This window comes from Chitinophagaceae bacterium, from assembly GCA_030053935.1.
Classification (GTDB): Bacteria; Bacteroidota; Bacteroidia; order Cytophagales; family JASGCU01; genus JASGCU01.
In genome coordinates this window covers 1-8,637 of the sequence record JASGCU010000096.1, presented here as the reverse complement: position 1 = coordinate 8,637, position 8,637 = coordinate 1, and the positions used below count along the sequence as shown (strand labels likewise).

7 protein-coding genes are annotated in these 8,637 nt (G+C 33.6%); 4 read left to right on the top strand and 3 right to left on the bottom strand.

The genetic code is table 11. From position 1 onward, the window contains the following. Position 1 precedes the first annotated feature (1 nt). The 3 genes from QM536_08635 to mtaB are packed head-to-tail and all read right to left on the bottom strand — an operon-like array spanning position 2 to position 3,766. Positions 2-1,198 (bottom strand): efflux RND transporter periplasmic adaptor subunit, encoded by a 1,197-nt coding sequence (locus QM536_08635; protein ID MDI9357072.1) that lies wholly within the window; start codon positions 1,196-1,198, stop codon positions 2-4. Positions 1,199-1,204: 6 nt separating this feature from the next. Next, on the bottom strand, positions 1,205-2,440 hold the full coding sequence (locus QM536_08630) for an efflux RND transporter periplasmic adaptor subunit (protein MDI9357071.1): 1,236 nt from the start codon (positions 2,438-2,440) through the stop codon (positions 1,205-1,207). Positions 2,441-2,464: 24 nt separating this feature from the next. Continuing rightward, complete coding sequence (gene mtaB / locus QM536_08625) at positions 2,465-3,766, bottom strand: tRNA (N(6)-L-threonylcarbamoyladenosine(37)-C(2))-methylthiotransferase MtaB (GenBank protein MDI9357070.1); 1,302 nt, start codon at positions 3,764-3,766, stop codon at positions 2,465-2,467. A 414-nt stretch (positions 3,767-4,180) separates the two neighbouring features. Here mtaB and nhaC point away from each other — a divergent pair, with 414 nt between their 5' ends. The 4 genes from nhaC (at position 4,181) to QM536_08605 (ending at position 8,607) form a co-directional block, all read left to right on the top strand. Further along, positions 4,181-5,671, top strand: coding sequence for a Na+/H+ antiporter NhaC (gene nhaC, locus QM536_08620; GenBank protein ID MDI9357069.1), 1,491 nt, complete (start codon positions 4,181-4,183; stop codon positions 5,669-5,671). Continuing rightward, positions 5,649-6,245, top strand: coding sequence for a 3'-5' exonuclease (locus QM536_08615; GenBank protein ID MDI9357068.1), 597 nt, complete (start codon positions 5,649-5,651; stop codon positions 6,243-6,245). Before nhaC ends, QM536_08615 begins: the two co-directional genes overlap by 23 nt. A gap of 106 nt (positions 6,246-6,351) precedes the next feature. Beyond that, a complete protein-coding gene (locus QM536_08610; protein ID MDI9357067.1) occupies positions 6,352-8,136 on the top strand; it encodes a tetratricopeptide repeat protein in 1,785 nt (594 codons plus the stop codon). 117 nt (positions 8,137-8,253) lie between these two features. Next, entirely contained in the window at positions 8,254-8,607 is a 354-nt protein-coding gene (locus QM536_08605; protein ID MDI9357066.1) for a hypothetical protein, read from the top strand. Positions 8,608-8,637 lie beyond the last annotated feature (30 nt).

Below are 8,637 nucleotides of genomic sequence, written 5' to 3'. Positions count from 1 at the left end.
TTCAATGGATATGGAGGGATTGTTCTCCTTTTTTGAATGTATATTCGCTGTAGAGAGAATATGCTCCTGATATTACCAGAATATCTCCGTATTGGAGTCCTGAGAGTATTTCTGTTCTATTTCCGTGTATGTTTCCTGTGGTGATGAGGATATTTTTAAATTTTTGTGGTGCTATTTGTATCCATACGGATGTATAATTTTCGTTTTTCAGGATAGCATTTGTGGGAATGGTCATGATGTCTATAGGGTTGGATTTTAATTTTATAGAAGCTTGCATTCCTGGTGTTAGTAGGTTTTTATGGTTTGGAATGGATATTCGCAGAATATATATTCGGGTATTAGGGTTTATTTCGGGGTTAAAGAAGCTTATGGTTCCTTGTATTTGGAGGTTGTGTAATTGAGGGATTTCTACGTATACATTCGGGTATTTTTCTAAAGAGAGCATTCGGGAGGCTGCTACTTGTGCTTCTGCCCAAAGAGTTGATAGGTCAGTGAGTTCGAGTATTGTTTCTCCTTCTTTTACATAGTTTCCTTCTTGTTTATTGAGCTGGGTAATATATCCTTCGTAGCTGCTATAAAAAGTAGTGTTAATGAAAGTGTTATGAGGGGTGTTTTGTTTGTGGAGGTCTTGGATTTGATTTTCTGTAATGCCCCAAAGTATCATTTTATTTTTGGTGCTGCTCAGGATGCTTTCTATGTCTTTGACAAATTCGGATTCGGGGATTTTTTTTTTTTGGAGTGCGAGGATATATTCTTGTTTGACGTTGTTTATGGCTTCGCTGTACATATCATAGAGAGGAGTGTTTTTGTGTATATGGTCTCCGAGTGTTTTCCAATAGAGTTTTTCTATTCTACCGTTGGTTCGGGCATTTATAGAGAGTATTTTCATTTGGTCGAATGCGAGTATTGCGGGTAGTATTATTTCGGCTTCTGTTTTTTTTTGAGTGAGGATTTCTGTTTTAATGTTTCCCAAAAGTATCTGTTCTTTTGAGAGAGAGATGGTATTATTTTCTTCTTGGTCGGTATTTGTGACGGGGGTCAGGTTCATAAAACAAATAGGGCAGGTTCCGGGTTTTGGTTGTTGTATTTGTGGATGCATGGAGCAGGTGTAAGTAGTGGTGTTGTTTTGTTGTTGGTTTTCGTGATTTTCACATTGGATAAAAAAGAGCAGAAATAGGTATAGATGACAATTTTTCATAAAGATTTAGTTTGTAGTGTGGTGAATAATGCTTTCGCTATCTAAGAGATATTGTGCATTTGATAGTATGGAGTCGGTTTCTTGGAGTCCTTCTAGTATCTGGGTTTGGTTTTGATAGGAGATTCCTGTGGTAATAAAATGTGCTTGGAATCCTTGTTTTTTTTTTAAGAATACTATGTTTCGGGTTCCTAAATGAGAGATGGCTTCTTTTGGTATCCAGAGAGCTTCTTGGGTAAAAGTATATATGGTTGCTTTCACTTGTGTGCCGATGGGTAGTTTGGTAAAAGTATTATTAAAATAGACTCTGACGGTAGATGTTTTGCTATTTTCTTTGAAGAAAGGTTCTTTAAAATTTATAATTCCTGTTATTTTTTGGTGAGCATTGTGTTCCGGGAATAGGGAAACAGAGTCTCCTTTTTGTATAATATTATAATGTTCATCATATATGTTCAAAATAGCCCATGCTCTATCGGGGTTATAAATAAGAAAGATAGGGGAGCCCTTTTCTAAATACATTCCCTCACTGACAGAGAGTTGCTGTGTCACTAAAGATAGTTTTTTGTCGTCTTCTGTTTCTGTATCATTGGTTGTTTCGTGAATATGTCCCGAATAATTACTATATATGGGGAGTGTAGAAAAGACAGTTTTACTTTCTATTACTTGTTCTACTTGTTCTTTTGTCATTCCCATAAGGATTAGTTTTTGTTTGGCAAGTTCTATGATAGGGAGGGGTTGGTTTTTTAAGATGAAGATGATAAGATTTTCTTCGGCGGTTATCATTTCGGGGCTATAGATGTCCAAAATTCTTTGTCCTTTCTGTATTTTTTGGTATCGGTATTTGACGAATAATTTATCTATTCTTCCGGAAGTTTTAGCAGATATAGTTCCTATTTCTCGGGTATCGTATTCTATTTTTCCGAAAGATTCTACTTGTATTTTTTGTTTTTTTTTTATGGGTGATAGAGCAGGTAAAGAAGATATTACATACGTATTGGTAGGGTTTAAGAGGAATTCTAATTCTGCTTCTTGGGTTGTTTCTTGCTCGTTTTTTTTTTTTTTTTCATCTGCAATAAGCATCATTCCACATTTAGGGCATGTTCCTGGTGTATCGCTCCATATAGAATCGGAAGCCATTGGGCATGTATATTGTCTTGCTTCTACGGGTGTTTCTTTGTGTGTATGGGTATTACAATTTGTGTATACAAATAAAAAGATGATGTTTATAAAAATATATTTGTTCATGGATGTTTGCGTTTGGTAATTATATTATATTTCTCTTGCTGTCACAGTTCCGTTTTGGGTAATATCTAAAAGTTCTACTTTTCGAAGTTCATTTATGAGAAGTGGGTCATAAGGAGTATTTACGCGGATATAATTTTCTGTAAATCCGTGCATTTTTCCGTTTTCTATGTCGTTTTCGAAGAGAACGGTATAGTTTTTTTTGAGATTCTTTTGATAAAATTGTTTTTTTTTGTTGTCAGATAGTTCTCTCAGTATATGTGATCTTTCTTGGCGTTCTTTTTTATTTACTATTCCATGGAATGTTTGTGCGGGAGTGTTATCACGTTCGGAGTAAGTAAATACGTGGAGATAGCTACAATCTATATTCTTAAGAAAAGAATATGTTTCTAAAAACAATTCTTCTGTTTCTCCTGGGAATCCGACTATAACGTCTATTCCTACGCAGCAATGGGGCATTTGTTTTTTGATAGAATGGATTTTTTTCTCATACATGTCTTTTCTATACCTTCGTTTCATGCTTTCTAAAATAGTATCACTTCCTGATTGCAAAGGTATATGAAAATGAGGGACAAATTTTTCTGATTGGGCTATAAAATGAATGATTTCTTCTGTTAAGAGATTGGGTTCTATGGAGGAAATTCGGAAGCGAGATACATTTTCTACGGTATCTAACTTTTGTATGAGGTTAAAAAAAGTTTCTTTTCTGCGTCCTTCCTGAATTCCAAAGTCGCCTATGTTTACTCCCGTCAAGACAATTTCTTTTATATTTTGTTCTCCGATTGATTTTGCAAGAGAAAAAATATTATCTATGGTACCACTCCTACTTTTGCCACGGGCATTGGGAATGGTGCAAAAAGTGCACTTATAATTACATCCATCTTGTACTTTTAGAAAAGATCTAGTTCTATCTCCCGTAGAATAGGCACTGTGATACTGAGTAATGGTATCTATTTTTGTATTTGCTTGGAATTTAAAAAGTTCTTTTTGTGTAGTTTGTTCTATATGTTCTACCAGATTGAATTTTTCGGATGCTCCTAATACCATATCTACTCCCGGTATTTCAGATATTTCTTTTGGTTTTAGTTGAGCGTAACAACCTATAATCGCTACAAGTGCATGAGGAGATATTTTTTTAGATTCTTGCACAATTTTTTTACATTTTTTATCAGCATTTTCTGTTACAGAGCAGGTGTTGATGATGAAAATGTCCGGAGTTTCATGAAATGGAACTACAGTATATCCTTTTTTTTGAAACATTTGGGAGATGGTAGATGTTTCCGAATAGTTTAATTTACAACCGAGTGTATAAAATGTTATCTTTTTCAATTTTGAAATGATTTTTTAATTTGGTTCTATTTGATGAGAGGGGTTTTCTCCAAAGATTTTCTTCAATCCAAAGTATGTAAAGGGATCTACATATTTTTCCTTCATTTTCTTGTCTGTTATGTATTTCTTTAGGTACTGATATATATTTCTAAAAATCTTTGTATTGCAAACTTACATTTTTTTTATTGTTTATCGTACAATTTAAAAATATTGTATGCTTTTCTTTTTCACAAAAAATATATATTCGTTAATTTTTATGACAGATATTCATATTTAAAAACATTATTTTTTTTGTATTTGGGATTTTGTAATAAATCTCTGTAATTTTGATTTTCTTTAGAGATAATGAAAAGGAATGAATATATACTTTCATTGCAGTTTGTTCATAAAAAATAACTATTTAATAACACTATTATGGAATCAAATAATACAAAACAACCGAGTTTATTTGTAGCAATTTTACCTATAGTTTTTTTAGTAACCGCCCTTACTATTAATATTATAGTATTTGGGAATAATGTTTTAGAGGGGGCTAGTCAAATAGCCATTATTTTAGCATCAATAGTAGGGGGAGTAATAGCAGTTTTTTACGGAGTAAAATGGGATTTCATATTAGAATATATTTTAAAGAATATCAATACTTCTATGAATGCTATTTTGATACTTTTTTTAATAGGTTCTCTATCAGGGACATGGCTTGTGAGCGGAGTAGTCCCTGCGATGATTTATTACGGATTACAAATATTAAACCCGAATATTTTTTTAGCCGTTGCTTGTATTATTTGTGCAATAGTATCTGTGGCGAGTGGAAGCTCTTGGTCTACAGTTGCAACAGTAGGAATAGCACTTTTAGGTATAGGAAAAGCATTACATATTCACGAAGGATTAGTTGCAGGATCCATAATATCAGGTGCGTATTTTGGAGATAAAGTATCTCCTATGTCAGATACCACTAATTTAGCCCCCGCTGTTTCAGGAACTGACCTCTTTACTCATATCAAATATATGTTGTATACTACTATACCGAGTATGACCATCACCCTTATCATCTATCTTGTATTAGGAATATATCAAGGAAGCAGTGGAACTCCCACAGACATAGACCCCATTTTATCCGCATTAGATTCTAAATTTAATATCAATGGATGGCTTTTTTTAGTTCCCATAATAGTGTTAGTACTCATTATAAAGAATACACCAGCTATTCCCGCTATGCTTATAGGAACTTTTTTAGGAGCTTTGTTTGCTCTTTTATTTCAACAGCACATTATTACCGAAATATCGGGTTCACCTGAAAAATCTTTTGTAACACAAGCATATATAGGCGTAATGAAGTCCGTTTATACCACTGTTTCTATTAAAACGGGAAATGAATTAGTAGATGCATTATTAATTACAAATGGTATGGCAGGAATGCTAAAAACAATATGGCTTATCCTTACCGCAATGGTGTTTGGAGGAGTTATGGAAGCAGGAGGATTCTTAAAAACAATATCTTCTTTTATTATTTCAAAAGTTCATAAGACATGGTCACTCATTGCGGCAACAACCGGTACTTGTGTCTTTTTTAATTCTACTGCTTCCGACCAATATATGGCAATAGCAATACCAGGAGGTATGTATAAAGAAATTTATAGAAAAAGAGGACTCAAGCCCGAAAACCTCAGCAGAACTTTAGAAGATGCGGGAACGGTAACCTCTGTTCTCATCCCATGGAACACCTGCGGAGCTACTCAATCCTCTGTTTTAGGAATAAGCACTTTTGTCTACGCACCTTACTGCTTTTTTAATATAATAAGCCCATTGATGACTATTTTCTTTGCAGTTTGTAATATTAAAATACGCAGATTTTCAAATCCTCCTGCTACCCAAGAAAATACCGATGTTTCAGAAAGAAATCATTAAAACAGAAATACTAAACCTGCCCGTTTTTGTTTTTAAAGGTGCAATACACATTATCACCAATAAAAAAGAAACAGAAAGAGCAGTTCAAATAATAGAAAAAGAACATATAATAGGGTTTGACACAGAAACCAAACCCTCTTTTCTCAAAAATACACCGCAGAACTTCCCCGCTCTCTTACAAATATCTCTTGTAAATGAAGTTTTTTTATTCAGACTCCAAAAAAAAGAAGTATTTACCTCTCTTGTAGATATATTAGAAAATACTGAAATACTCAAAGTAGGAGTTGCTATCCAAGATGATATGAATAACCTCAAAAAAATTACAAAATTCACCCCTCAAAATATACTAGACCTCAATAAAGTAGCAAAAGAATTGGGATTTCAAAACATTGGAATCAGAAACCTCGCCGCTCTTATCCTGCATGTAAGAATAAGCAAAGCCCAAAGAACCTCTAACTGGGAAAACGAACCACTTACCCAAAGTCAAATACAATACGCCGCTACAGACGCATGGGTATGCCAAAAAATATACCACCTGCTCAAACAAGAGTATTCTTTGAAGTATGAATCATAATTTGAAAATATAGAGGGGTTCTAAAAATTGATTTCTTTATTGATCTTTAAGGGATACAGTGTTTAGAATTTGAATTTTTAGAACCCCTCATAATTTACATACAAAAATGAACAATCAAAAACAAAAAATAAAAACACCACACCCCACACCTATACTGACTACAAAAACCCAGAAAAACAAAAAAAATACCTCTCATTTCTTTAAAATGTCTTATGGATATATCCTTATAGCCCTCGTAGGATTCGGACTCTACGCCCAAACAATGAGTTATGGATACGTAGACTTTGATGATAAATGGTATATTGTAGATAATCCTCATTATTTTGACAAACTTTCTCAGGTTTATAAAGGATTTATCCACTCTATCACTGTAGAATATTACCGTCCCATGCTTTTTGCTTTTTTTACCATTGAGTATAGTATCGCAAAAACGGACCCTTTCATCTATCATTTTTCTAACATCCTCTTTCATCTCATTTCCTGCCTTTTATTATTTCGTTTCCTCTGTTTATTAGAGTATGATAGATGGATTTCCTTTTGGACAACCTTGGTATTTACCGTGCATCCCCTTTTTGTTCAAGGAATAGCGTGGATATTTGGAAGAAATGATCCCTATCTTGCAATATTCATTCTTTCGGGTATGATTTCCTATATCCAATATCAAAAAACAAGCAAAAGAGCATACTTATTTTTGCATCTATTTTGCTATGCGGCTTGCTTATTTACCAAAGAAACAGGAGCAGCTCTCGCTGTGGTGTGCTTTTTTTATTCTCTTTTGAAAGTCCGAAAAGAAAATCCTATAATTCTCAAAAACATGGTACTCTTTTGGGCATTCATAACCCTCACATGGTTTTTTATTCGGCGTAATGCCCTGAAAGAAGTTACCACACTCCCTCACGAAGCCCCCGTAGTAGAAACAAATAATATTATAGATTCTTTTATGTCTAATATTCCTTTTGTTTTTGAATCAATCAGTAAACTTGTTTTTCCTTTTCATCAATCTGTATACCCTTCTTATTCATGGGCAACCTCTCTGATAGGAGTAGGTATATCTTTTCTTTTATTGGGATTTGTCTTATACATAAAACCAAAATCGCATACCGTATTATGGGCTATAGGATGGATGCTTCTTTTTTTATTACCCCCCATGCTTATTAGATCTACGGCTATGAATTTGAGTGATTATTTGGAACACAGGACTTATGTACCTGCCTTAGGATTTATTGTTTTTCTCAATGAACTCATTCATACAAAAAAAAATTTCTTTGCGGTGGAAACAAAACAAGACATGCTTCTGCCTTCTAAATGGATATTCCTTCCAATAATATGTATATTCACCAGTACGGCATATATTCATAGTAAACATTTTGAAGATGGGAGAACTTTTTGGAAAAATGCAACCGAAACATCACCCAATAGCCCTGCAGCTTTGAGAGGAAGAGGCGTATGGTTCTATAACTTAGGAAAATTAGATACAGCAGCAATGTATATGCTACAAGCATTTCATCTCAATCCCGCAGAAGAAGCTAATATAGAAACTATAGGCAAAGATTTGGAAAAAAAAAATAAATTTCATGAAGCCTTGCAATGTTACAAAGCAATACTCTCTGCAAATCCCAACAATGTAATGTATATGCTAAATGTAGGCAGCATGTATTTTCAAATAAATAAATACGATTCATCCATGTATCTTTTTCAAAAAGCTGTTGAAACAAATAAAAACCAAAAAGTTTCATCTGTGAAGATATACAATATGAACGGAATAGACGCAATTTGTACAGACGCAATTAATTGCCCCCCTACCGAAACAATCCCAAAAGGAAAATATACTATACAAGTATACGGAGAAAAAGGAGAAATATTAGCAAGAGACACCATCCTAAAAAAATAGTTATAACTTTACTCTTTGTGGGACTTTGTGGCATATTATTTTGTAAGTTTCACAAAACACACAAAGTACATGAAAAATAACTTATAAGAGTTATCAAAATTAATAAAAAATAAAAAAATGACATTGGAGTATAATAAAATTTATAATGGAGATTGTGTGGAGTTGATGAAAAAGTTACCCAATAATTCTATAGATATGGTGGTAACTTCTCCTCCTTATGATACTTTGCGTGACTATAAAGGATATACTTTTGATTTACATAAAACAGGGGAGCAAATTTTTAGAATTTTAAAAGAAGGGGTATTGCGGTTATGGTTATTCAGGATCAAACGAAAAATTTTGGAAAAACGCTTACTTCTTTCAAGACAATTATTGATTGGTGTGATACTATTGGATTTAAACTTTTTGAAAATGTTATTTATCAAAAGCATGGAGCAGAAGGTGGGTGGTGGCGAACCAGATTTCGTGTAGACCATGAATATATTCCTATTTTTTTAAAAG